Origin of the sequence: Streptomyces sp. NPDC102406, from assembly GCF_044765725.1 — a bacterium.
In the GTDB taxonomy this organism is placed as follows: Bacteria; Actinomycetota; Actinomycetes; order Streptomycetales; family Streptomycetaceae; genus Streptomyces.
The window spans coordinates 374,861-399,583 of sequence record NZ_JBIWKP010000006.1 but is presented as its reverse complement, the minus strand read 5'-3'; the positions used below and the strand labels follow the sequence as shown (position 1 = coordinate 399,583).

The following is a 24,723-nucleotide window of genomic DNA, read 5'->3' as shown; positions in this document are numbered from 1 at the left end:
TTGTCTTCCTGGCTGTTCGGCCGTTCCGACGTCCCAAACTTTAGCGGATCCTCGCGGCTCTTCCTAATCGGAACGATCAGGCCGTGCGCAACCCATTAGCGAATTGAAATCGGGTACGCCGAAATCAATCCCAGTGGGAGATCGTGCTGGTGTTTGAGTGCCGCTATCGCGGCGGGAGATGCTGACGAAGAACCGTTACGGCTCTGCGGCAACCCGAAGAACTCTACGGATCAGGTGGGGGCGTGTCAACCCTCCCCCTCTGACCCGCGTGTCTCAGTCGAGGTCGGTGAGGCGGCCGTCGGCGTCCGGCTGAGCGTCCTCCACGCGGCGCAGCAGGCGAATCAGGATCTCGCCCAGGACGCCGCGCTCCACGGAGGTGAGGTCCTGGAGCAGGTCCTCCTCGAAGACGGACGCCAGGCGCATGGCGTCCAGCCACTTCTCGCGGCCCTGCGTGGTCAGCTCGACGATCACGCGGACGCGGTTGTTCTCGTCGCGGTCCCGCGTGACCAGTCCTTCCTGGACCATGCGGTCGATGCGGTGCGTCATCGCGGCCGGTGTGAGGCCGAGCCGCTTGGCGAGCTCGCCGGGGCCCATCCGGTACGGCGCACCGGACAGGACGAGGGCCTTGAGGACCTCCCACTCGGCGTTGCTGATGCCGATCTCCGCGGTCTGACGTCCGTACGCCACGTTCATCCGGCGGTTGAGCCGGCCGAGCGCCGAGACGATCTCCTCGACCTGCGGATCGAGGTCCTGGAACTCGCGCTGGTACGCGGCGATCTGTTCCTCGAGGGTCGGCTCGGCTGGCGGCCTGCCGGTGGTGTCGGCCATGCCGCGAAGTATGGCACGCGAGTGGTTGGCGTTGAAGTCCTTCTCTGTGTATTGTTTAGCTTCTAACTTTAGCTTCGAAGTCTTCAGTTCGAAAGGGCAGGTGAAAGTGACCAGGGTGATGGGCGCCGCGATGCGCCGGGTTCAGGTGGGCAGCGCGTTGAGTGCGTTCGGCGTGGGCTTCACGGTTCCGTTCCTCTATGTGTACGTGTCGGAGGTCCGGGGTCTGGGGGCCGGTGCGGCCGGCATCGTGCTGGCCGCCTTCGCCATGGCCGCTCTGGTCGTCCTGCCGTTCACCGGCCGCGCCATCGACCGGCGCGGCCCGCTCCCCGTCCTGGTGGTGGCGTCGGTCGTCGCGGCCGTCGGAGCCATCGGCCTCGGGCTCGCGAGCAGTGAGCCCGCCGCCATCGGTGCCGCCGCCGTGCTGGGCGCGGGGACCGCGGTGTTGCAGCCTGCCCTCGCGACGATGATCGTGTGGTGCTCGACGCCCGACACGCGTACGCGCTCCTTCGCCATGCAGTTCTTCCTCCAGAACCTGGGGCTCGGCATCGGCGGGCTCATCGGCGGTCAGATCGTGGACGAGAGCCGGGCCGACAGCTTCCTGCTGCTCTTCGGCATCGAGGCCGTGATGTTCCTGGTGCTCGCCGCGGTCGTGCTCAGCGTGCGGATCCCGCACGTGCCGTCGTTCGGCGAGGCGATACCGAAGGGCGAGTCCGCCGGTGGTCTGCGGGCCCTGCTCGGGAACCGCGCGATGGTGCAGCTCTGCGGGCTCGGCTTCGTCCTCTTCTTCGCCTGTTACGGACAGTTCGAGTCGGGGCTGAGCGCCTACGGCGTCGAGGCCGCGGGCATCTCGCCGTCGACGCTCGGGATCGCGCTGGCCGCCAACACCGCGATGATCGTGGTCGCGCAGTTCGCCGTGCTGAAGTTCGTCGAGCGGCGCAAGCGGTCGCGGGTCATCGCGGGCGTGGGGCTCATCTGGGCCGTCGCGTGGATCGCCGCCGGATACGCGGGCCTCGGACACGGCAGCCAGGCCATGGCCACCGCCGCGTTCATCTCCACGTACGCGCTGTTCGGGCTCGGTGAGGCGATGCTGTCGCCGACCCTGGCGCCGCTCGTCGCCGATCTCGCGCCCGCCGGCATGGTCGGCACGTACAACTCGGCGTTCGCCCTGGTGAAGCAGCTCGCGCTCGCGGTCGGACCGGCCGTGGGCGGGCCGATGGGCGCCGCCCTGCACGGGCCGTACATCGTGACGTTCCTGCTGTTCTCGCTGGGCATCACCGCCCTGGCGCTGCGGCTCGGGAAGCGGCTCACCCCCGTGCAGAACCAGCCGTCCCTGGCCGGGAGCCGCGTCGTGATGCAGAGCTCCCCGGAACCGGCCACCGCCGAGGCCTGAGCGGACGGATCACCCCGTCCCGCCCGGCAGGACGAACTCGCACCACACCGCCTTTCCGCCACCCGGCGTGCGCCGCGCGCCCCAGTTCGAGGCGATCGCGGCGACGATGGCGATACCGCGGCCCGTCTCGTCGCCGGGCTCCGCGCGGCGGCGGCGCGGGAGATGGTCGTCGCCGTCGGTCACCTCGATGATCAGGCGGCGGTCCGTGCGGCGCAGCCGCAGGCGCATGGGCGGGGTGCCGTGTTGCAGGGAGTTGGCGACGAGCTCGCTCGCCGCAAGGACCCCGAGATCGTGCAGGTCGGGGGTGAAGCGCCAGCTCGTCAGGACACCGGAGGCGAAGGCGCGGGCGCGGGGCGCAGCCTCGACGCCGCCGAGCAGTTCCAGGGCCGCGTTGCGGAAGCGCTCGCCGTCGGCCCCCTTGCGCGCCGGGTGCTGGAGGACGAGCACCGCCACGTCGTCGTCGTGGTCCGCCGTGACGCCGGACGCCCGGATCAGACGGTCGCAGACCACCTGGGGCGTGCCGGTGGCGCCCGACAGGGCGCGTTCGAGCGCGGCCACGCCCTCGTCGATGTCCTCGTCCCTGCGCTCCACCAGCCCGTCGGTGTACATGACCGCCGTCGAACCGGGGCCCAGCGGCACCGAACCCGACGTGTGCAGCCAGCCACCCGTGCCCAGCGGTGGGCCCGTCGGCTCCTCGGCGCGGTGGATCGTGCCGTTCTCGTCGCGCACCAGGATGGGCAGATGGCCCGCGGACGCGTAGACGAGGCGGCCCTCGTTCGGATCGTGGACGGCGTAGACGCAGGTGGCGATCTGTTGCGGGTCGATCTCGATGGCCAGCCCGTCCAGCAGTTGCAGTACCTCGTGCGGAGGCAGGTCCAGGCGGGCGTAGGCGCGTACGGCGGTGCGGAGCTGTCCCATGACGGCGGCGGCGCGCACGCCCCGGCCCATGACGTCGCCGATGACCAGGGCCGTGCGTCCGCCACCCAGGGTGATGACGTCGTACCAGTCGCCGCCGACCGCGGTCTCGGTGCCGCCGGGCTGGTACGTGGCCGCGATACGCAGGTCGTCGGGCTCCTCCAACTCCTGCGGGAGCAAGGATCTTTGCAGGGTCACCGCCGTCTCGCGCTGCTCGCGCTCGCTGGTGCGCAGCCGCTCCGCCGCCTCCGCGTGGTCGGTGACGTCGGCCGCGAAGACCAGCACGCCGGGGCCCTCGGCCGTCTCCAGCGGGGTGCAGGTGACCGTGTAGGAACGGCCGCCCGCGCCCTTGCGGGACTTGACCGTACGGGGCTTCGCGCTGCGCAGCACCTGGTCGAGGAGGGGAAGCAGGCTCAGTTCGTCGAGCTCGGGCAGGGCCTGGCGGGCCGGTTCGCCGACGGTGCGGGCGCCGAAGGCGGCGGCGTACGCGTCGTTGACGTACGCGACGCGGTGTTCGGGGCCGTGCACCAGCGCGACCAGGGCGGGGATGCGGTCGAGGACGTCGCGCAGGGGCAGCTCGTCCACGCCGCCTCCGTCACCGCCGTCGGTCCGTCCGGACGCGGACAGGTGTTCGGCGCGGGCCGCGGGCACGGCGCCCTCGCCTCGTGGGGTCGGGCCGTGGTCGGCCCGCGCTGCGGCGCGGCGCTGCGTTCCGGGGAGCCGGGCGCTCCAGCGCGTGAAGTTCACTGTGGGGCAAGCCTCGTGGGGTCGAGGGCGGGCGAGGGGCCCGCCCAGGGTCGTGGACCAGTCTGGCCGACCGTACTGACAAACGTCAGATGCCGGTCGAAGAGCGGGAGTTCCGAGCTCGGGGTCGGACGGCGGCCGGGACGCCGGTCCTCAGGTCGCGGGGCCGCGCGGCCCCGAGGTCGTCGGGTCGGCGGTTCGGCGTGTCGGCGTGTCGGCGAGTCGGCGTGTCGTCACTGGGGCGACGGTGGGCGTCGGTGGGTGGCATCCCGGGCAGGTCAGGGTGACCCTTTCGGGTGGCCGGACGGCGGTGCGGAAGGGTCCTCAGGGGGGACGGGCCCGGCCGCGAGTTCGAACTCGGCTCGCGGTCGCTCCAGCGAACCCAGAGAGACGATCTCCCGCTTGAACAGGCCGGACAGTGTCCATTCGGTCAGGACGCGGGCCTTCCGGTTGACGGTGGGCACCCTGCTGAGGTGGTAGACGCGGTGCATGAACCAGGCAGGGTAGCCCTTCAGCTTGCGTCCGTAGACGTGCGCGACACCCTTGTGCAGACCGAGTGAGGCCACGGAACCCACATAGGCGTGCGCGTAGTCGGTGAGCGACTGGCCGCGCAGCGACGCCGCGATGTTGTCGGCGAGCGTCCTGGCCTGGCGTACCGCGTGCTGGGCATTGGGCGCGCACTGCGCGTCGGGCGCATCGGAGGTGACGTCGGGGACGGCGGCCGCGTCGCCCGCGCCCCACGCGTGTGGGGCGCCGTCCACGGCCAGGGCGGCGGTGCATTTGAGGCGCCCGCGGTCGGTCAGCGGCAGGTCGGTGGCGGCGAGCAGCGGACTGGGTTTGACACCGGCCGTCCACACGACCGTACGCGTGGGGAAGCGGGAGCCGTCGCTGAGTACGGCGGTGCGGTTCTCGCAGGATTCGAGGCGGGTCTCCAGCCGTACGTCGATGTTGCGTCCCCGCAGTTCGCGGATGGTGTACTCGCCCATTTCCGGGCCCACTTCGGGCAGGATCCGGTTCGCCGCCTCCACCAGGATCCACTTCAGGTCGTCGGGCTCGACGTTGTGGTAGTACTTCGCCGCGTACCGGGCCATGTCCTCCAGTTCGCCGAGCGCCTCGACGCCCGCGTAGCCGCCGCCCACGAAGACGAAGGTGAGCGCCGCGTCGCGGATCGCCGGGTCGCGGGTGGAGGAGGCGATGTCGAGCTGCTCGATGACGTGGTTGCGCAGGCCGACGGCCTCCTCGACCGTCTTGAACCCGATGCCGAACTCGGCGAGGCCGGGGACCGGCAGGGTGCGGGAGACGGAGCCGGGCGCCAGGACCAGTTCGTCGTAGGTGAGCGGCGCGGGGCCGGTGCCCTCGTCCTCGCTGGCGAGCGTCGTGTACAAGGCCGTGCGCTTGGCATGGTCGACCGAGACGACCTCGCCGACGATCACATGGCAGTGCTCCAGGACGCTGCGCAGCGACACGACGACATGGCGCGGGGAGATGGAACCGGCGGCGGCCTCGGGCAGGAACGGCTGATACGTCATGTACGGGTCGGGGGTGACGACGACGATCTCCACGGCGCCGCTTCTGAGCTCAGCTCTGAGCTTCTTCTGAAGGCGCAGGGCGGTGTACATCCCGACGTAGCCGCCGCCGACAACGAGAATGCGCGCAGGTTCCCTCACCCTCCCATGACGCATCGGCCCCTTGCGTTTGTCCACAGTCCCGGCAATTTGTGTGACGTGGCGGAGCCACCCGTACCGGTCGGCCGTTCCCCAGGGGCACGGGACAGGTGCGCAGGTCAGCGCGGGGGACCCGGGAATGCGCCTGGGGGGCAATCAGGGTGGAATCGCCGCGTACTCCGTTCGAGGGGCGCTCCGTGCGGAACCTGCCCCTTCTGAATTGACCCCCGCTCAACTATGTTCGTGTGCTGTCGGGGTGTCGGGGGGATGCGCTGTCGGGCCGCGGGACGGCCTGGAAATCGCTGTCTGTTCCTCACGCTCCGGCTGACAATGACGGGGAGTGTCTCCGGGGGGAGACGTCATTACCGGGGGAACACATATGCACACTCAGGAAACTCATTGGACCTCAGCGTCTGCCGTCGCACCCACGGGTGCCTCCGTAGGGGCCAACGGGCGGGGCGGGAACGACAGTTCGCGCTCCACTCCGCTTCGGGTGGACGCCCAGCGCAATCTGGAGCACGTGCTGCGCGCGGCCCGGGAGGTCTTCGGCGAGCTGGGGTACGGGGCACCCATGGAGGACGTGGCGCGGCGCGCCCGCGTCGGTGTGGGCACGGTCTACCGGCGCTTTCCCAGCAAGGACGTACTGGTGCGACGGATAGCCGAGGAGGAGACGTCCCGGCTGACCGACCAGGCGCGCACGGCGCTCGGCCAGGAGGACGAACCGTGGTCGGCGCTCTCGCGCTTCCTGCGCACCTCGGTCGCCTCGGGCGCGGGCCGGCTGCTTCCGCCGCAGGTACTACGGGTGGGCGTCGCCGACGAGCGCTCCGACAGCGCCCCGGACGAGGCGCGGGTGCCCGAGCAGCGCACCGGAGGGCCAGAGCTGCGGCTCGTGGAGCAGCGGACCGCCGGGCTCGACGGCGGCGTGCCGGCGGACGACACCGGGGCGGCGACGCTGCTCGACGTCGTGGGCCGGCTCGTCGACCGGGCGCGTGCGGCCGGTGAGCTGCGCACCGATGTGACCGTGTCGGACGTCCTGCTGGTCATCGCCACGGCGGCGCCGTCGCTGCCCGACGCGGCGCAGCAGGCGGCGGCGTCGGCCCGACTGCTCGACATCCTGCTGGAGGGGCTGCGCTCGCGCCCCTAGACGTGTCGGTCGCGAGCGGACGCGCATGCGCGTGAGTGGTACCGGGCCGCGGGTGGCCGGAGCGGGCTGCCCGCGGTCGACCCCTGTTCGGCGCGCGTCGGTCGGGTATTCCCCGGATGAGTGAACGGTAGTGCTCAGGTACGGGGATTCTCCACGGATGAGTGGTTGCTGTGTACGGACCGGTTCCGTGGGACCCCTGTGTGACACGCTTTGCCGGTGGTCGGGTCAGAGTGTGTGGTCGGGGGCTTTCCGCGATGAGCGTTGACGGGCGGGACGAGCAGCGGCCCGACGGTGGGGGGACGAGCGCCGAGAGCCGCCCTGCCCAGCCGCCGCAGGTGCCGAGCCAGGGTCGGCCGGGAAGAACGCCCGACGCGGCGGTGCCCGCCCAGCGCGAGGGTGGGCTGCCGCCGTCCGACGCCGGTCTGATCGAGCGGATGCGCGCGGGCGACGACAGCGCGTACGAGGAGCTGTACCGCCGCCACGCCGGTGCCGTACGCCGGTACGCCGTCACCTGCTGCCGTGACGCGCACACCGCGGACGATCTGACGGCCGAGGTCTTCGCCCGCATGCTCGGCGCCGTCCGCGGCGGCAAGGGGCCCGAGCACGCGGTGCGCGCCTACCTGCTGACCACGGTGCGTCGCGTCGCCGCGAACTGGACGCAGACGGCCAAGCGGGAACACCTGGTCGACGACTTCGCCGTGTTCGCCGTGCAGGCCGCGCGCGCCAAGGAGGTCTCCGACGACGACACCCTCGACCTCGGTGCCGACGTCCGCGCCATGCACGAGGCCGAGCAGTCCATGGCCATGCAGGCGTTCCGCTCGCTGCCCGAGCGGTGGCAGGCCGTGCTCTGGCACACCGAGGTCGAGGACGAGTCGCCCAGCGAGGTCGCGCCCCTCTTCGGCCTCGACGCCAACGGCACGCGCGTGCTCGCCAAGCGGGCGCGCGAGGGTCTGAAGGAGGCCTACCTCCAGGCGCACGTCTCCACGACCCTCACCGAGTCCGAGGAGTGCTCCCGCTACGCGGACCGGCTCGGCGCCTACGCGCGCGGCAGCCTGCGTACCCGAGCCGAGCGCGGCCTGCGCAAGCACCTGGAGGAGTGCGCCAAGTGCCGGCTGGCCGCGGGCCAGATCAAGGAGGTCGCCAGCGGCATCCCGGGTGTCGTGCCGATCGCTGTCATCGGCTGGTTCGGTGCCGCCGGGTACGCGAAGGCCCTCGCCCTCGTCGGTGGCGGCTCCGCGGGTGCGGCGGGTGCCGGGGCCGGTGCCGCCGCGGCGGCGAGCGGCTCGTCCGGCGGCGCCGCGGCCGAAGGGCTCGGGGCGCCCGCGAAGGCCGGTATCGCGGCCGGTGTGGTGGCGGCCGGGATCGCCGTCGCCGTGGCCATCGCGCTGGCCGGTGACCCGAAGCCGAAGCCCGAGGCGAAGGCGGCGAAGCCACCGGTGTCGCAGCCGGTCCCGCCGCCCGAGCGGTCCCACGAACCGCCGAAGCCCGCGCCCGAGATCCCGGTGTCGGCACCGAGACCGACATCGCCCCCTGCCGCGTCACCGAAGCCGAAGCCCAAGCCCAAGCCGAAACCCACGCCCGCGCCGAAGTCACCTGAGCCGCGGACCCCGAAGCCCGCTCCGCCCAAGCCGAGGCCGTCCCGTGCGAAGCCCACGCCGCGCCCGACCCCGCCCAAGCCGACTCCGCCGCGCGCCCCGGCCGTCTACCAGTGGAACGAGCTGAAGTACGGCGCCCTCGGCGACGGCACCGAACCCGAGATGCGGCTCGGCGAGAGCAGTTGGGTGTGGCAGCGCTACGGCATGTCGATCGGCGGCAAGCGGTACGCGAACGGGGTCACCGTCCACGCCAGGTCCTCCGTCACCATCGACCTGAACCGCACCTGCACCGCCTACGACGCGTCCGCCGGAGTCGACGACATGACGCTGGGGCTCGGAGCCGTCCGGTTCTCGGTCTACGTCGACGGTGTCCGCGCCTGGAGTTCGGCGGTCGTCCGGGGCAACAGCCCCGCCGTGCCGGTGCACGTCGATCTGAGCGGGCACAAGACGATCCGGCTCGTCGCCGAACCGCACACCTCGTTCGGCCCGGTGGCCCTCGCGGACTGGGCGGAGTCCCGTTTCACCTGCCGTTGAGAGGGCGCTCCGCCTGCGGCTGGGAGGTCGTCCTCGCGTTCTCGGCGGCGGGCGGAGTGCGCTGCGGCCACCGCCCGCCGTCAGGACGCCGCCGCGCCCGTCCGCAGCTCCCTCAGGATGTCGTCCTGGGTGAAGGCCGCGCCCACCGCCTCCTCCGCCTCGTACCCGTCCTTACCCAGCTCGGCCCGTGCGCGGGACTCCAGCGCCGCGCGCTCCCCACGCTCCGGCATCGACCGGATCAGATCGCCGCGCAGCACATCGGACGCCGCGAACAGCCGCACCGCGCGCACCACATCGCCCTTGCGGCCCAGCAACTCGGCGCCCACGTCGATCAGACCCGCGGTGACCGACTCGGCGCAGCGCTCCATCACCGCGTCACCGAACACATCGACCAGAAGGTCGAGTCCGGCGGCGGGGCCCGTCTCGGCGGCCCTGACGCGCACGTCGGCCGCGCCGAGCACCGCCATGAACTGCGGCGGTGGCGTGCCGTCGGCCGCCGCCGCGCGGGCCTCGTCGCACAGCTCGCGCGCCCGCGCCACCTCACCGCCCTGCAAAGCCAGTTGGGCCCGCAGGAGGGCGACGAACGCGGTGGTGTCCACGGTCCCCGTCGCCTCCGCCTCCTCGCTCGCCACATCGAGCGCCTTCTGTGCGGCGACGCGGTCACCCTCGCGGTAGGCGATCTCGGCCAGCCGCGCCATCAGGAACGGCGTCTCCGCGTACGCCCCCACCTCGTAGGCGAGGCCCAACGCCTCCTCGTACTCGGCCTTCGCCTCCGCCAGGCGGCCCCGCCCGATGGCGGCCTCACCGGCGGCGCTGCACACCTGGGCGCGCATCCAGCGGTCGCCCACCCGTCTGCTGAGGTCCCGCAGCTCCCGCAGGTCCTCGTCCACGCCCTCCATGTTTCCCGGCATGTCGACGGCCGCGTGCGTGCGGAACATGAGCGTGACGCCCAGCTCCCAGTCGCCGCCGTAGCGGCGGCAGTTGGCGACCGCCGCGTCCAACGCGGGCCGCACGTCGCTCCAGTGGGCGCTCTGGACGAGGAACAACGAGAACGGCGCGATGATCCCCGGGAAGCGGGCGCCCTGCGGGCTCGGCGGCTCGAAAGCGGTCCGCACCCGCTCCACGTACGCCACATCCTCGGCAGTGGTGACGGCCTCCTGCGGGCGTGACTCCGCGAGGAGGAAGAGCGACAGCAGCCGCAGATGCATCCGCGGCCAGTACAGCGCGTGCTCCGGGTCGTCCGGGAGCGTGCGATCCGGCATGAGCCGCTCGACGGACTCGATCCACGACAAGGCCTCCGAGCGGTAGTTGCGCAGCCACCAGAACCAGCCCATGTCCAGCGCCAGGGTGATCGCGCTCTCCTCGTCGACCAGAGCCGGATCACTCGTGACCCGCGCCAACGCCGCCCTGATGTTGTCGAGCTCCGTCTCCAGCCGCTCGATCCACGGAAGCTGCTCCGCCGAGCGCACCTTCGGAGCGGCCCGCGCGGCCAGCGCGCGTACGTACGCGATGTGCCGGTGCCGCGCCGCCAGAAGCAGCTCCGGCGTCTCCTCGGCCCGCTCCGTCGCGTACTCGTGGATCGTCTCCAGCATCCGGTAGCGCATCCCCGTGTCCGCGGACGGACGCGCGCCCTGTGGTGACGTCGCCACCAGCAACGACTTGTCCACCAGCGAGCCGATCGTGTCCGCCACCGCCACCGGGTCGCCGCCGCACACCGCCTCGGCCGCCTCCAGACCCCAGCCACCGGCGAAGACCGACAGCTCACGCAGCGCCGCGCGCTCCCGGTCGTCGAGCAGGTCCCAGGACCAGTCGACCACCGCGCGCAACGTCTGCTGGCGCGGCAAAGCCGTACGGCTCCCGCTGGTCAGGAGGCGGAAACGGTCATCGAGGCGGTCCGCGATCTGGCGTGGCGTGAGCGACCTCAGACGGGCCGCCGCCAACTCGATGGCGAGCGGCAGTCCATCGAGACGGCGGCAGATCTCGGCGACCGCCGCCGCGTCACGAGCCGGGTCGAAGCCCGGGCTCACGGCTTGCGCCCGCTCCGCGAACAGGCGGTGCGCCGGGTCCGGGGGCAGCGGCTCGACCGGGCGCACCGACTCCCCCTGCACGCCGAGGGGTTCGCGGCTGGTGGCGAGGATCGTGACGCCCGGACAACGCGTGAGGAGGGTCTCGGCGAGCTGGGCCGCCGTGTCGATCACATGCTCGCAGTTGTCAAGGATCAAGAGCAGCGTGCGGTTCGCGCAGTGCTCCACCAACAGCGCGGTCGGGTCGTCCTGCGGGCCCGACGACATCTCGCTCGTGATCAGGACCGTCTCGCGCAGGTTCAACGCGCTGACGACCGCGCCCGGGACCGCCTTCGGGTCGTCCAGCGGCGCCAGCTCGACCAGCCAGGCTTGCGGGAGCGGGGCGGCGGCCTCCTCTGCCAGGCGGGTCTTGCCGGAGCCGCCCGGGCCCGTCAGCGTGACCAGGCGTGCTCCTCGCAGATCAGAACGGATGGCGGTGAGTTCGGGTTCCCGGCCGATGAAGGAGTTCAGGCGGGGGCGGAGGTTTCCTGTGCGGGGTCTAGGGCGGCGGGGGGTCGGGGGCGGCGGTGTTTGCTCCGGGGCCGGGTTCTGGTTCGTCGGGGCCGGGTTCTGGTTCGTCGGGGCCGGGGCGGACGTGAGCAGTTCCGTGTGCAGGCGCTTGAGTTCCGGGCCGGGGTCCGCGCCGAGGTCATCCGCCAGGGTGCGGCGCGCCTCCTCGTACGCCGCCAAGGCGTCCGCGCCCCTGCCCGCCGCGCGCAGGGCGCGGATCAGAAGCGCCCGCAGAGGTTCGTCGTACGGGTGCGCCGTGGTGAGTTCCCTCAGTTCCGGTACGAGGTCGACGGCGCGGCCCAGGCTCAGATCCGCGGCCACGCGCGCGCGGGTCGCCTCCAGGCGTTGGGCCTCGGGGCGGGACGCCGCCGCGTGGCCCGGGAGGTCGGCGAGGGCGGGGCCGCGCCACAGGGCGAGGGCTTCGCGCAGGATGCGGGCCGCTGACGCGGGGTCGTTCGCCGTCAGGGCCGCGGTGCCTTCGCGGACCAGGCTCTCGAAGACGTACAGGTCGATGTCGGCGCGGGTCGCGGCGAGGCGGTAGCCGCCTGCCTCCGAGGTGATCGCGTCCTTGCCCAGCGTTCTGCGCAGGCGGCCTATCAGGGCTTGGAGGGCGGCCGTCGCCTCGGCGGGCGGGTCGTCAGCCCAGACGTCGGCGACGAGGGCGTCGATGGGGGCCGTGTGCGGGGTGTGCAGGGCCAGGGACGTGAGGAGGGCGCGGAGGCGGGGGCCGCCCACGGGGACGGGGCTGCCCTCGTCGTCGTGGGCCTGCGTCGTGCCCAGGAGTGTGTACTGCACGGGGGCATTGTCGCTGGTTCTGGGCGCGCCGCCTGATGGTTTATGGGACGCGGGGCCCGCCGGGCGCGTTGTGGGGCGGGGCCGCGCCGGGGTACCTCCTCGGCCGGATCGGGTGCCTGGCCCTCCGAACGCCGAGCGGCACCGCCCTGCGCCCCGTCGCGTTGTGGGGCGGGGCCGCGCCGGGGTACCTCCTCGGCCGGATCGGCTGCCTGGCCCTCTGAACGCCATAGGCGGGTCATCCGGCGCTCGGTTCCTGCGGTGTCCTGCGGGGGCACCCCGGCACGTACCCTCACGTCGTGGTGCGAGTGCCGGTCCGGTGGGGGGTGCCGTATTCGCGTCCCGGGGCTCGTCCCCAAGTGGTGACGCGACCTATCGGGTGCCTGGCCCTCTGAACGCCATAGGCGCGTCATCCGGCGCTCGGTTCCTGCGGTGTCCTGCGGGGGCACCCCGGCACATCCCCTCGCGTTGTCGTGCGAGTGCCGGGCCGGTGGGGGTGCCGTATTCGCGTCCCGGGGCTCGTCCCCAAGTGGTGACGCCACCTAGCGGAGCGGGCCCGCTCCCAGGGCTCTGTCCGGGACCACGCTGCCTGTGGGGACCGCTCGGGCTCGGGCGGGGGTGCCCGTCCAGCAGGTGCCGCGGCGGGAGAGGAGGCGGCGCAGCCACAGTTCCAGGGCGACCAGGTCGGCGAGGCCGTCCAGGGGGAGGGGGTCGCCGTCGGCCGCCGCGCGGAGAGCCTTGCGGACCACGCGGGCCTCGACCAGGCCCGTCTGCGCCAGCAGCGGCGTGTCGAAGAGGGCGATCAGATGGTCGACCGCCACCCGCAGGCCGGTGCGGGCAGCCGCCGCCGACGAGGCGTGTGAGGGTGCTCCCCAGCCGGGGGGCAGGTCGGCGACGCCCGCGCCCTCCAGGACCGTTCGCAGGATCGTCGCGCGGGCGCCGGGCTGGACGCGGAGTGCCTCGGGGAGCGCGCGGGCGGCGCGGACCACCTGGTTGTCCAGGAACGGAGCATGCAGGCGCTGGAAGCGGATCTCCGCCGCCTGTTCGAGGATGCGGAGGTCCGCCGCGTGCCGGGCCAGGGCGGCGCGGGCGCGGAACTCGCCGGGCCGTTGGCCGGGGCCCGGTCCCGGGCGGGTCGCCCCCTCGTGCAGGCGAACCGATACTTCAGCGAGGGCCTCACCGGTCAGCCAGCGCGCGGCGGGACCCGGCCTGGCCCAGGTCAGTGCGGCGAGGGACGCTCCCACGGCGCCGCCCGGTTCGTCGAAACGGCGGTGCAGGAGCCGGTCCGAGAGGTGTTCCAGACCCGCCTTGTAGGGCGTACGGGCCAGCTTGCGGGCGGCGCCGTACACGCGCGCGGGCACCGTGAAAGAGCCACCGTCCGCCTTGGTGAGCGCGGCGACCGGGCGCACCATGTGGCGGCGGCGGCGGTCCATCAGGAGGTCGGTGAGGCGGGCGGGATGCGCGTCCAGGACCTGGCGGGCTCCGTAGCCGGTGAAGTGGTCGGCGCTTCCTGAGGCGAGGCGCGCGCGGTGCCGGGCCGCCGTGACGAGGGTGGCGCTCGGCTCGTCGGTGAGCGGGCCGTCCAGGTCGGCGTAGGGGAGGGCTTCCTCACCCGCGGCCACGACCACGTGGTGCAGGCGGGGGTTGGCCGCGATGGCTCCCGCTCGTTCGAGTTCCGCCTCGTGGGTGGTCGTCGTGGTGGAGATGTCGTTGAAGGTCACCGCCAGGAGGCGTTCGCCCGCTCCCGTGCCGTGGCCCAGGACGGTGCCCGGCAGGCCTGGCAGGCCCGCCGCGAGGAGGGCCAGGGTGCCGGAGGCGGGGCCGCCGGAGAGGTCCGCGCCGATGCCGGGCACGGGCATGCCGCGGGCGGCGCGCCGCTCGGCGGGGCCCATGCCGGGCACGGGGCCGGGGTCCAGGTCGGTGCCGGGGACGTGCCGGGGCGCGGCGAGGCGGGTCCGTACGGCCTCCACGAGGGCGTCCCGTACGTCGTCCACCGCGCGGTCGGCGTCGACGGGTCCTGTGCCCACCGCGAGGGACGCCACCGCCTCGTAGCCCGCGATCTCCCGGGCGCCGGCGCGCAGGATGAGGGCGTGGCCCGGCGGGATGCGGCGGACGCCCTGGTACGGCGTCGAGTCGTGCAGCGCCTCCGGGACGTCGGGGGCGGCGAGCAGCGCGGCGAGGTGGCCCACGTCGAGGTTGGCCTCGATGAGGTCGGCGAGGGGCAGGGCGGCGGTGGCGTAGGCCGTGCCGCCCGCCCAGGGGGTGTAGAAGATCGGGCGGGCGCCCGCCAGGTCGCCGATGACCATGACGCGGCGGCCGACCTGGACGACGGCGGTGTAGCTGCCCGGCCAGTTGGTGAGGTGGCGCAGGGCGCCGCCGCGCGCGGCGAAGAGTCCCACGCGCAGTTGTTCGTCGGAGGCGCCGCACACGCCGAGGACGGCGATCCTCGTGTGGTCGTCGACCTTGACGACGCGTACCTCGTCGGGGCGCCAGTCACCGACCGCCCAGAGCGGATCCGGGTCGCCCCACAGGAGTTGGGAGCCGACCGGATGTACCGTTTCGCCCTCGGCCCCCATGGCTCCGGCGGACGCGAAGGCACCGGGCACAGCGGTGGTACTGCTCCATCCCACCAACCACCGCATCGCCGCCTCCACAACCTGTGGACAACCAAGGGGTCCCCATGCTGCCACGAAGGAGGCGTCCGAGAGGGGCCAAGTAGGGAGCGGAACATGGCGTGCGCTCCCCCCAATGCGCCCCTTTCGAGCCGTGGTTGAACCGTGGCACCACCACGGTGAGGTAGGACGACAGGGGCGAGATTCGGCCAAATCAGCCGTGGATGGCCGGAGCCGGGCAGCCCGCTTCGGCCACTCCGCGCAACGCACAGTCCGGGAGGCGGTAGACGCCCCCCGGACCGGTCCGCCGCCCGCGGGGATGTAGGCGGCGGTGTCCCCCAGCCCGCTGGATCCAGTACAGCGGGCCGACCCACGCAGGTTCCATGCAAGCGCTCACCCCACGCGTGGGTAAGAGCGCACGCACGGGCGCACGGCACCACGGGTGGAGCACACGGTCACGGCGCGTGGCCTGCGCCGCCTTTCCCCGCGGACAACAATCCCGCCATCCGGAACTGGGCCCTTAACGCTTGGGATCCGGCGAACTACGCTGGGTGTACGAATGCCGCGCGGTTATGCCAGGTCTAGAGGGTCTGCGAGAGGCCGGCGCGGCAGCCGTCTGTGTCGAGGGGTGGCGCATGTCCAGGGAGCTACGCGGACCGAACGAGAAGCTCGGCGCCGTTCTCGCCCTCGCGGGGATCAGCAACGCGGGACTGGCGCGGCGCGTCAACGACCTGGGAGCGCAGCGCGGGTTGACGCTGCGGTACGACAAGACGTCGGTGGCGCGCTGGGTGTCGAAGGGCATGGTGCCGCAGGGCGCCGCCCCGCACCTCATCGCGGCCGCCATAGGCCAGAAGCTCGGCCGTCCCGTGCCGTTGCACGAGATCGGCCTGGCCGACGCGGACCCCGCGCCCGAAGTGGGCCTCGCCTTCCCCCGTGACGTACGGGCGGCGGTGAAGTCGGCCACGGAGCTGTACCGGCTCGACCTCGCCGGGCGCCGGGCGGGCAGCGGGGGCATCTGGCAGTCCCTGGCCGGTTCCTTCGCGGTGAGCGCGTACGCGACGCCCGCCTCGCGGTGGCTGATAACGCCGGCCGACTCGTCGGTCGCGCGCGAGGTCCACCTCACGGAGGAGGGCTCGCCGCAGAAGGTGGGCCACAGCGATGTGCTGAAACTGCGCGAGGCCGCGCAGGACGCGAGGCGCTGGGACTCCAAGTACGGGGGCGGCGACTGGCGTTCGTCCATGGTGCCCGAGTGCCTGCGGGTCGAGGCGGCTCCGCTGCTCCTCGGCTCGTACTCGGACGACGTGGGCCGCTCGTTGTTCGGCGCCTCGGCCGAACTGACGCGCCTCGCGGGCTGGATGGCGTTCGACACCGGGCAGCAGGAGGCGGCGCAGCGGTACTACATCCAGGCGCTGCGCCTGGCGCGGGCCGCCGCCGACGTGCCGCTCGGCGGCTACGTGCTCGCCACCATGTCGCTCCAGGCCACGTACCGCGGCTTCGGGGACGAGGGCGTCGACCTCGCGCAGGCCGCGGTCGAGCGCAACCGCGGGCTCGCGACCGCGCGCACCATGAGCTTCTTCCGGCTCGTCGAGGCGCGCGCGCACGCGCGTGCCGGTGACGCACCGGCGGCCGGGGCCGCGCTGCGGGCCGCGGAAGGCTGGCTGGAGCGCTCCAGGGACGGCGACAGCGACCCCTCCTGGCTCGGCTTCTACTCCTACGACCGGTTCGCCGCGGACGCCGCCGAGTGCTACCGCGACCTGAAGGCTCCGCGGCAGGTGCGCAGGTTCACCGAGCAGGCGCTGTCCCGGCCCACCGAGGAGTTCGTCCGCTCGCACGGGCTGCGGCTCGTCGTGTCGGCGGTCGCCGAGCTGGAGTCGGGGAACCTGGACGCCGCCTGCGAGCAGGGGACACGCGCCCTGGAGGTCGCGGGGCGCATCTCCTCCGCCCGGACCACGGAGTACGTCAAGGACCTGCTGCACCGCCTGGAGCCCTACGGCGACGAGCCGCGGGTGGTCGAGCTGCGGGAGCGCGCCCGGCCCCTGCTGATGGCTCCGGCGTAGACGTGATCCCCCTGTCCCGTACGGATTGTCAGTGGCGTCGGGCAAGATGCAGGACATGGAGGTGAGGCCCGGTGAGCACTGCTGCGTATGACGGGGATGTGCTGGTGGTCGGCGGCGGGATCGTCGGCCTTGCCACCGCCTATGCCCTCTCGCGCTCCGCACCGGGCACGCGCGTCGTCGTCCTGGAGAAGGAGGCGGGCCCGGCCCGGCACCAGACGGGACGCAACAGCGGAGTGATCCACAGCGGGATCTACTACCGCCCGGACTCGCTGAAGGCGCGGTTCGCGGTGCGCGGGGCCGCCGAGATGGTCAAGTTCTGCGCGGAGTACGGGATCGCGCACGCCGTCACCGGAAAGCTCATCGTCGCCACGGAGCGGGACGAGCTGCCGCGGCTGCACGCCCTGGCCCAGCGCGGCCGGGAGAACGGGATCGCGGTGCGCGAGCTGGGCCCCGCCCAGATCCAGGAGCACGAGCCCGAGGTGCGGGGCCTGGCCGCCATCCACGTCGCGAGCACCGGCATCGCCGACTACCGCGCGGTCGCCCGCCACCTCGCCGAGGCGTCCGGGGCCGACATCCGCTACGGCGCGGACATCGTGCGGATCGACCGGCGGCCCGCGCTGGGCGTCGCCGTGCGGACCGCAGCCGGGGACATCGTCCGCGGAAAGGTCCTGGTCAACTGCGCGGGGCTCCAGTGCGACCAGATCGCGAAACTCGCCGGGGACGACCCGGACATGCGCATCGTGCCGTTCCGCGGCGAATACTTCGACCTGGCCCGACCCGAGCTGGTGCGCGGCCTCGTGTACCCGGTGCCGGACCCGGCGTTCCCCTTCCTCGGGGTGCATCTGACGCGCGGCATCGAGGGCAGCGTCCACGTCGGTCCGAACGCGGTGCCCGCGCTGGCCAGGGAGGGCTACGACTGGGGCGTCGTGCGCCCCCGTGAGCTGGCGGGGACGCTGGCCTGGCCGGGCTCGTGGCGGATAGCGCGGCGCCACTGGAGGTACGGGGCGGGGGAGCTGCGGCGCTCCGCCTCCAAGCGCGCGTTCACCGACGCGGTGCGCCGCCTCGTGCCCGCGGTCACGCCCGACGACCTGGTGGCGGCGCCCGCCGGAGTGCGGGCGCAGGCCGTGCTGCGGGACGGCACGCTCGTCGACGACTTCCTGATACGGGAGAGCGCCCGCACGGTCCATGTGCTGAACGCGCCGTCTCCCGCGGCCACGGCCTCCCTGCCCATCGGCCGCGAGGTGGCCCGGCGGGCACTCGCCGCACTCGACTCCGCCTAGACCCCGGCCCCACGGGTACGGCCTTGGTCGGCGGTGCGGCGCGGACCCGTAAAATCGCCCCACTGTGTCTGAGTCCGAATCGCCCAAGCTTCCCGCCCCGCCCGAGCGCCCGAACGAGCCGCGCTTTCCCGACGGGCCCCGGCCCGACCCCGCAGGCTCGCACTTCGAGCGGCGCATCCGCAGCTTCCAGCCGCGCCGCAGCCGGGTCACCACCTCGCAGGCCGACGCGTTGCGGCGGCTGTGGCCCCAGTGGGGGCTGGACATCGACGGGCAGCGCGTCCTCGATCTCGGCGAGATGTTCCCCGGCGTCGACCGGGTCGTCCTGGAGATCGGCTTCGGCATGGGCGAGGCCACGGCGCGGATGGCGGCGGACGACCCGTCGACCGGCATCCTCGCGGTGGACGTCCATACCCCGGGCCAGGGCAACCTGCTCAACCTGGCCGACCGCGGCGGCATGACCAACGTACGGGTCGCCAACGGTGACGCCATCATCCTGCTCCGCGCGATGCTCCCCGACGACAGCCTCGACGGCCTGCGCGTCTACTTCCCCGACCCCTGGCCGAAGAAGCGGCACCACAAGCGACGGCTGATCCAGCCGGAGTTCCTGTCCCTGGTGGCCGGTCCGCTGAAGTCCGGGGCGCTGGTGCACTGCGCGACCGACTGGGAGGAGTACGCGGAGCAGATGCTGGAGGTGCTCGGCGCCCACCCCGACTACGAGAACACCCAGCCGGACGGCGGCTACGCGCCGCGCCCCGAGTTCCGCCCGCTGACGCGCTTCGAGGGTCAGGGCCTGAACAAAGGGCATGTGGTGCACGACCTGCTGTTCAGGCGCCGGTAGCGGGTCCGGTCCCACAGCCCGGGGGCCGGGGGCCGAGGCCCCGTCGCGGCGCGCCGTATCCCTCGTTAGGGTCAATGTGTGGCTTCGTACCCCGGCTGCCCGCCCCCTCAGGACCACGCCCTCGGCACCCGGCCGACCGGCGCGGTCCCGCATCCGCGCTGGTGGGAGCGGACGGGCGTCAGGGCGGCGGCACTGGCCACGCTCCTCGCGCTGTCCGGCGCCGTCATCCTGGCCCTGGTGCGGGAGCAGACCGGCACGGAGGGCTTCCTGGTCGGGCTCGGCCTGGCCGTGCTGCCCGTGCCGCTGCTGATATCCGCGTTCCGCTGGCTGGACCGGGTGCAGCCGGGCCCCTGGCGGAACCTGGTGTTCTCCTTCGCCTGGGGCGCCTGCGCGGCAGCCCTCATAGCGATCGTCGCCAACAGTTTCGCGACCCGGTGGATCGAGACCGCCACCGCCGATCCGACCGGCGCCGACACCCTCGGCGCCACCGTCATAGCGCCCGTCGTCGAGGAGTCGGCGAAGGCGGCGGCCGTCCTGCTCGTCTTCCTGTTCCGCAGACGCGACTTCACCGGGATCGTCGACGGGGTGGTGATCGCCGGGGTCACCGCGACCGGCTTCGCGTTCACCGAGAACATCCTCTACCTCGGCAACGCCTTCGGCACCGACCAGCTCACCGGCACGGGCCCCGGCCTCAGCTCGGTGACGGCGGCCACGTTCTTCGTGCGGATCGTGATGTCACCGTTCGCGCATCCGCTGTTCACCGTGCTCACCGGCATCGGCTTCGGGATCGCGGCGGTCATGGCACCCGACCGCGGCCGGGTCCGCCGCCTGCTGCTGCCGCTCGCCGGGCTCCTCGCCGCGATGGGCATGCACGCCTTCTGGAACGGCTCGTCGTCTTTCGGCGAGTACGGATTCTTCGCGGTGTACGCGGCCTTCATGGTGCCGGTGTTCGGCCTCGTCACCTGGCTCGCGGTGTATCTGCGCCACCGCGAACTGCGCACGGTGCGCACGGAACTGTCCGTCTACGTCGTCGCCGGATGGCTCGCGCCGCCCGAGCCGTTCGCCCTCGGCTCGCTCAAGGCCCGCCGCCTGGCCCGGGAGTACGCCGCGCACTACGGCGGCAAGGACGCGGAGAAGGCGGTCACCGCGTACGAGGCGTACGCGACGTCGCTCGCGCTGCTCCGCCACCGCGGGCGCCGGGGCAGGGCGGGCGCCGATTTCGTCGTACGGGAACGGGAGTTGCTGGACGCGCTGTGGGAGCGCCGCGGCTTCGCGCGCCCCGCACTCGCGTACGCGTCGCAGGCCGCGGCCCCGGTGTGGCGCCCGCCAATGTACGTGGGCCCCCTGATGCCCCAGGGGCCCGCGTACAACCCGTACCGCTCGCAGTAAGTACTGCTGCCCGTAGCGGGTGCCTGTCCTCAGGCGGAGGCGTCCGTGAGGCGGGCGAGTTCGGCGTCGGTCAGCTCCAGGTCCGCCACCGCGAGCAGCGCCGGGAGCTGTTCGACCGTGCGCGCGGACGCGATCGGCGCCGCCACCGTGGGCTGCGCGGCGAGCCAGGCCAGGGCGACCGTGGCGATCTGCGCGCCGTGGGACTGTGCGACCTCGTCCAGGGCGGTGAGGACCTTGCGGCCCCGCTCGGTCTCCAGGTGCTTGGCCGCGCCGGTCGCCCGCGCGCTGTCGACCGTGGCTCCGGGCCGGTACTTGCCGGTCAGGAAGCCGGAGGCCAGCGCGTAGTAGGGGACGGCGGCGAGGCCCGCGCGGGAGGCGATGTCGCGCCGGGCGCCCTCGTAGGTGTCGCGCGAGACCAGGTTGTAGTGCGGCTGGATGGCGACGTACCGGGCCAGGCCCTCGCGGTCGGAGAAGTCGAGGGATTCCTGGAGGCGCTCGGGCGAGATGTTCGACACGGCGATGGACCGCACCTTGCCCGCCTTCACCAGCTCGTCGAGCGCGCCGATGATCTCCTCGACGGGGATCGTCTCGTCGTCGTCGAAGTGCGTGTAGTACAGGTCGATGTAGTCCGTACCGAGGCGCGTGAGGGAGGCGTCGGCGGCGGCCTTGATATTGCCGGCGCGCAAGCCCTTGAAGTCGGGGTGGCGGGCGACCTTGGTGGCGATGACCAGGTCCTCGCGGTTGCCGCGGGCCTTCAGCCACTTGCCGATGATCGTCTCCGACTCCCCGCCCCTGTTCCCCTCGGCCCAGTTCGAGTACGAGTCGGCCGTGTCGAGGAAGTTGCCGCCTCCGGCGGTGTAGGCGTCGAGCACCGCGAAGGAGGCGGACTCGTCGGCGGTCCACCCGAACACATTGCCGCCGAGGGCGAGCGGGAAGACCTCCAGGTCGGAGGAGCCGAGCGTGCGCAGAGCGGAAGAAGAAGTCATGCCCTTTGACAACGCCCCCACGGAACGTGTTGTTCCGCGGGGGTGTTTCACCGGGCGTCGAGGGGGGACTCGTAGGCCGACGAGATCAGGGAGTGAGGCCCTTGTCGCGCAGCCAGGCCGCCGGGTCGACGCCGGTGGCGTCCCCGCCGGGGTGGACCTCCAGATGGAGATGGGCGCCCGTGACGTTGCCGGTGGCGCCGACGCGGCCGATGACGTCGCCGGTGCTGACCTTCTGACCGACGCTGACGTTCATCGAGGACTGGTGGCAGAACCACAGCTCGGTGCCGTCGTCCAGGGTGAGCACCGTGCGGTAGCCGTACGCGCCCGCCCAGCCGGCCTCGGTGACGGTGCCGCCGTGGATCGCGTAGATCGGCGTACCGGTGGAGGCCGCGAAGTCGAGGCCCGTGTGGTAGCCGGAGGACCACATGGAGCCGGGCTGCCCGAAGGTGCCGGTGAGCGTGTACGAGGCGACGGGGAGCTTGAAGCTCTTGGCCAGCTTGGCGAGGCGCTCGGCCTCGGCCTTCTTCTTGGCCTCTTCCTCCGCCTTCTTCTTCTCGGCGGCGGCGTCGGCCTCGGCCTTCTCCCGCTTCGCCTTGGCGTCGGCGGCGGCCTTCTGCGCCGCGGCCTCCTCGGCCGCGGCCTGCGCCTTGGCGTCGGCGGCGTCCGCCTGCGTCTCGGCCTGCTGCATGATGCGGGCCCGCAGCGCCTCTCCGGCGCCCGACTGCCCGGTGCCGACGCTGGTCAGCGGGGCGGCGGCGGTCGTGGCGCCGGAGGAGCCGGAGCCGGGGCCGTCGGATATGAGCGCGCCCACGCCGGGCAGCGACGCGGCCTCGGGCAGCGAGTCCTTGACGGCCGACAGGTCGGGCATGGAGAGGTGGACGGCGGGCTTGCCGCCCTGCGCGGTGGCGATGCCGCCCGCGCCGACGGCGGCGATCACGCCGACGCCCAGGACCGTGGAGCTGCGCGCGAGTCCGCCGCGCTGGCGGGCCACGCGGTGCCGGCCGCGGACGGGACGGACGGACTCCTCGGTGGGGTTCCACTCCTCCCAGCTCTCCCGCTCGACACCGAGGCCGCCATCGGCGGAGTCGGCGGAGAACCCGGAGAACTCGGGGGCAGGACGGTTCGACGCCACGGGGGCGCTCTCCTTTCCTTCCTCTCGCCTACCGGGTTAGCTGACGGGTTCGGAGCAGGAAGGTCTCCTACGAGCACGGTCCGGCGCCCGGAAAGCGACGGAACGATGCCTGATTCACCCCAAGTTAGTGGTTCCCCGGCTCCCTTGCGGGATTGAGCGTGTGCGCACGGAGCCGTCTCTTGTGACGGCTGGGACGACCGCGCTGCGTTATCGAACGTTAATAGACAGCCGACAGTAATTCCAAGCTGTTCCCACTGATCGTTCACGTCTCTGGCCAGGACTTAACGGTCATCGGTGGTCGAAGCAGGTCGAGTTGACCGACGGTTTCGACGCACGGCAAACACGCCATTTTCTGACGTAGTGTCAATTGTTATGCGCTGTGGTGCGGTTCGATCACCCCTCGTAATGTTGATCAAGAGCGGCGCACGGCGAGCAGGGCCATGTCGTCACTGGCACCGCCCCCGGTGTGCAGGCGTACTTCTTCGGCCAGCGTCGCGAGAAGTTCCTCGGGCCCCGGGAAGACCCGCCCCGCGAGCCTGGCCGCGGGGTCGTAGAAGACGCCCTCCGCGTCCCGCGCCTCGGAGAGCCCGTCGGTGTAGAGCAGCAGCGTCGCGGCGGACGGGAACGGGGCCTCGGTCGCCCGGTCCGGCCAGGAGCCGAGCTCCCCGAGGCCGAGCGGCAGCGCCGCCTCCACGGACCTGATCATCTGGACCGTGCCGTCGCCGTGCAGCACGACCGGCTCGGGGTGACCGCGGTTGAGGACGCGTACGAGGTGGCCGCCGTGCGGGATCTCGGCGAGCACGGCGGTGGTGAACCCCTCGAAGTCGTCGATGCCCCGCCGTCGGCTGCCCTCCCTGGCGAGCGCCCGCTCCAGTCGCTGCGCGACCGCCTCCAGGCTGCCCTCCTGCTCGGCCGCCTCTCGGAAGGCGCCGATGACGACGGCCACGGCGGCGACCGCGCCCATGCCCTTGCCGCGTACGTCCCCGACGACGAACCGCACCCCGTGCGGGGTGTCCTGCACCGCGTACAGGTCACCGCCGATGAACGCGTCGGCCTGCGCCGCCTCGTACCGGGCCGCGACGGCCAGGCCCCCGATCCGCCCGGCCGGTTCCGGCAACACCGCGAGCTGGGCCGCCTCCGCGATCTGCCGCGCGGAGGCGAGCTGTTCGTCGCTGCGGCGCTTGATCCGGTTGATGAACGCGGCCAGGACGCAGACCGTGGCCACGGTGGCCATCTCGGTGTAGACCCCGGCGTTGAACCCGTTCTCGTATCTGAGGTGCACGGCGACGATCGCGGCGATCGAGAGGGCCCCGGCGGTGATCGTGCTGCCCAGCGAGAAGAACGGGGCCACGACCAGGGGCGCGGCGCTGAAGAGGGGCGAGCCGGCGAACCCGGACGGGGTGCAGTACTCGTAGACCGCGCCGCCGGCGATCAGCAGCAGGGGCAGCACCCGGAGGAAGGCACGGGTGCCGATGGTGTCCGCCCCGTGTCGGTGCCGCCCTCCTCGCTGCCCCACCAGTCGTCTCCTGCCACGTCAGCGCCCGGATTCCGGCGTCTGTCCAAGGGTTCCCGTGCAGGAGGCCGGGGGGCGAGCGCTGTTGCTCCGTCCGAGTCAGGGCCCATCAACAGAACGAGGCCGGAATCTCGAAAGATTCCGGCCTCGGCCTTCAGTAGCGGGGACAGGATTTGAACCTGCGACCTCTGGGTTATGAGCCCAGCGAGCTACCGAGCTGCTCCACCCCGCGTCGATGAATGCAACACTACGCCATCGTGGACGGGGAAAGCGAATCGCTTCCCGACCGCACCACTGTCCCCCCGGGTACACCTGTCGAGTGGGGCGCGTCGTCATCCCGTATCCGCCGCGTCGTCCGCGCCGTTATGCCGTGCATGATCTCAACTCGACGAGCCCTCACCGCTGTCCTGCTCGCCGTCGGCACCACGGCGATCGTGGCCCCGGCGGCGCAGGCCGACACCACTGCCAACACGGCAGGCAACACCATCTCCCCCACCGCCCTGCTGGACACGGTCTCCACCATGGCCGTGCCGGACGCGCACCGCGACGAGGTGCCGCGCACGGCCGAGCAGCTCTCCGGCCTCAACGGGCTGTACAAGCTGAGCGAGCTGCACCAGCTCACCGACTTGGTGGCGCCGGTCACGGGGCTGGCCGGGGCGTAACCAGCCCGGACGCGCGAACATACGGCATACGGCATACGACGTCCGACATACACGGACACGCAAGAGGGGCAGCCG

16 protein-coding genes, 1 tRNA gene and 1 riboswitch are annotated in these 24,723 nt (G+C 72.6%); of the genes, 8 read left to right on the top strand and 9 right to left on the bottom strand.

The features are described 5' to 3' along the window. Positions 1-273 precede the first annotated feature (273 nt). A complete protein-coding gene (locus ACIRF8_RS25925; RefSeq protein WP_404218175.1) occupies positions 274-828 on the bottom strand; it encodes a MarR family winged helix-turn-helix transcriptional regulator in 555 nt (184 codons plus the stop codon). A 118-nt stretch (positions 829-946) separates the two neighbouring features. Here ACIRF8_RS25925 and ACIRF8_RS25920 point away from each other — a divergent pair, with 118 nt between their 5' ends. Beyond that, positions 947-2,218: an MFS transporter gene (locus ACIRF8_RS25920; RefSeq protein WP_404218222.1), complete on the top strand. Its 1,272-nt coding sequence runs from the start codon at positions 947-949 to the stop codon at positions 2,216-2,218. A gap of 9 nt (positions 2,219-2,227) precedes the next feature. Here the strand turns inward: ACIRF8_RS25920 and ACIRF8_RS25915 are convergent, their stop codons facing one another. Then, positions 2,228-3,880, bottom strand: a complete 1,653-nt coding sequence (locus ACIRF8_RS25915) for a SpoIIE family protein phosphatase (protein ID WP_404218173.1) — start codon at positions 3,878-3,880, stop codon at positions 2,228-2,230. Positions 3,881-4,155: 275 nt separating this feature from the next. Beyond that, positions 4,156-5,559: an NAD(P)/FAD-dependent oxidoreductase gene (locus ACIRF8_RS25910; protein WP_404218171.1), complete on the bottom strand. Its 1,404-nt coding sequence runs from the start codon at positions 5,557-5,559 to the stop codon at positions 4,156-4,158. Positions 5,560-5,920: 361 nt separating this feature from the next. Between ACIRF8_RS25910 and ACIRF8_RS25905 the strand changes: the two genes are divergently transcribed. Then, entirely contained in the window at positions 5,921-6,685 is a 765-nt protein-coding gene (locus ACIRF8_RS25905; RefSeq protein WP_404218169.1) for a TetR/AcrR family transcriptional regulator, read from the top strand. A gap of 254 nt (positions 6,686-6,939) precedes the next feature. Beyond that, a complete protein-coding gene (locus tag ACIRF8_RS25900) occupies positions 6,940-8,814 on the top strand; it encodes a sigma-70 family RNA polymerase sigma factor (protein ID WP_404218166.1) in 1,875 nt (624 codons plus the stop codon). Between the two features lie 80 nt (positions 8,815-8,894). On the opposite strand, the gene ACIRF8_RS25895 is transcribed toward ACIRF8_RS25900, so the two are convergent. Both ACIRF8_RS25895 and ACIRF8_RS25890 read right to left on the bottom strand, forming a co-directional pair. Then, positions 8,895-12,182 carry a BTAD domain-containing putative transcriptional regulator gene (locus ACIRF8_RS25895; protein ID WP_404218164.1) on the bottom strand — a complete coding sequence of 1,096 codons (3,288 nt, stop codon included), beginning with the start codon at positions 12,180-12,182 and terminating at the stop codon, positions 8,895-8,897. Between the two features lie 539 nt (positions 12,183-12,721). After that, positions 12,722-14,821, bottom strand: a complete 2,100-nt coding sequence (locus tag ACIRF8_RS25890) for an asparagine synthase-related protein (RefSeq protein ID WP_404218162.1) — start codon at positions 14,819-14,821, stop codon at positions 12,722-12,724. A 605-nt stretch (positions 14,822-15,426) separates the two neighbouring features. On the opposite strand from ACIRF8_RS25890, the gene ACIRF8_RS25885 reads away from it, so the two are divergent. The 4 genes from ACIRF8_RS25885 (at position 15,427) to ACIRF8_RS25870 (ending at position 20,355) form a co-directional block, all read left to right on the top strand. Then, complete coding sequence (locus ACIRF8_RS25885) at positions 15,427-16,848, top strand: MFS transporter (RefSeq protein ID WP_404218159.1); 1,422 nt, start codon at positions 15,427-15,429, stop codon at positions 16,846-16,848. Positions 16,849-16,919: 71 nt separating this feature from the next. Continuing rightward, the gene (gene lhgO / locus ACIRF8_RS25880) at positions 16,920-18,128 is read left to right on the top strand and encodes an L-2-hydroxyglutarate oxidase (protein WP_404218157.1); all 1,209 of its coding nucleotides are present in this window, start codon (positions 16,920-16,922) and stop codon (positions 18,126-18,128) included. A gap of 64 nt (positions 18,129-18,192) precedes the next feature. Beyond that, positions 18,193-18,966, top strand: coding sequence for a tRNA (guanosine(46)-N7)-methyltransferase TrmB (gene trmB, locus ACIRF8_RS25875; protein WP_404218155.1), 774 nt, complete (start codon positions 18,193-18,195; stop codon positions 18,964-18,966). 78 nt (positions 18,967-19,044) lie between these two features. Further along, entirely contained in the window at positions 19,045-20,355 is a 1,311-nt protein-coding gene (locus tag ACIRF8_RS25870; protein WP_404218153.1) for a PrsW family intramembrane metalloprotease, read from the top strand. A gap of 29 nt (positions 20,356-20,384) precedes the next feature. Here the strand turns inward: ACIRF8_RS25870 and ACIRF8_RS25865 are convergent, their stop codons facing one another. From ACIRF8_RS25865 to ACIRF8_RS25850, 4 genes are all read right to left on the bottom strand, one after another. Then, the gene (locus tag ACIRF8_RS25865; protein ID WP_404218151.1) at positions 20,385-21,341 is read right to left on the bottom strand and encodes an aldo/keto reductase; all 957 of its coding nucleotides are present in this window, start codon (positions 21,339-21,341) and stop codon (positions 20,385-20,387) included. An 85-nt stretch (positions 21,342-21,426) separates the two neighbouring features. Next, positions 21,427-22,473, bottom strand: coding sequence for a M23 family metallopeptidase (locus tag ACIRF8_RS25860; RefSeq protein WP_404218149.1), 1,047 nt, complete (start codon positions 22,471-22,473; stop codon positions 21,427-21,429). An 11-nt stretch (positions 22,474-22,484) separates the two neighbouring features. After that, positions 22,485-22,642, bottom strand: a riboswitch (cyclic di-AMP (ydaO/yuaA leader). A 243-nt stretch (positions 22,643-22,885) separates the two neighbouring features. After that, on the bottom strand, positions 22,886-23,989 hold the full coding sequence (locus ACIRF8_RS25855; protein WP_404218147.1) for a PP2C family protein-serine/threonine phosphatase: 1,104 nt from the start codon (positions 23,987-23,989) through the stop codon (positions 22,886-22,888). Positions 23,990-24,144: 155 nt separating this feature from the next. After that, positions 24,145-24,218: transfer RNA gene (locus ACIRF8_RS25850), tRNA-Met, on the bottom strand. A 142-nt stretch (positions 24,219-24,360) separates the two neighbouring features. On the opposite strand from ACIRF8_RS25850, the gene ACIRF8_RS25845 reads away from it, so the two are divergent. Beyond that, on the top strand, positions 24,361-24,648 hold the full coding sequence (locus tag ACIRF8_RS25845) for a hypothetical protein (RefSeq protein ID WP_404218144.1): 288 nt from the start codon (positions 24,361-24,363) through the stop codon (positions 24,646-24,648). Positions 24,649-24,723 lie beyond the last annotated feature (75 nt).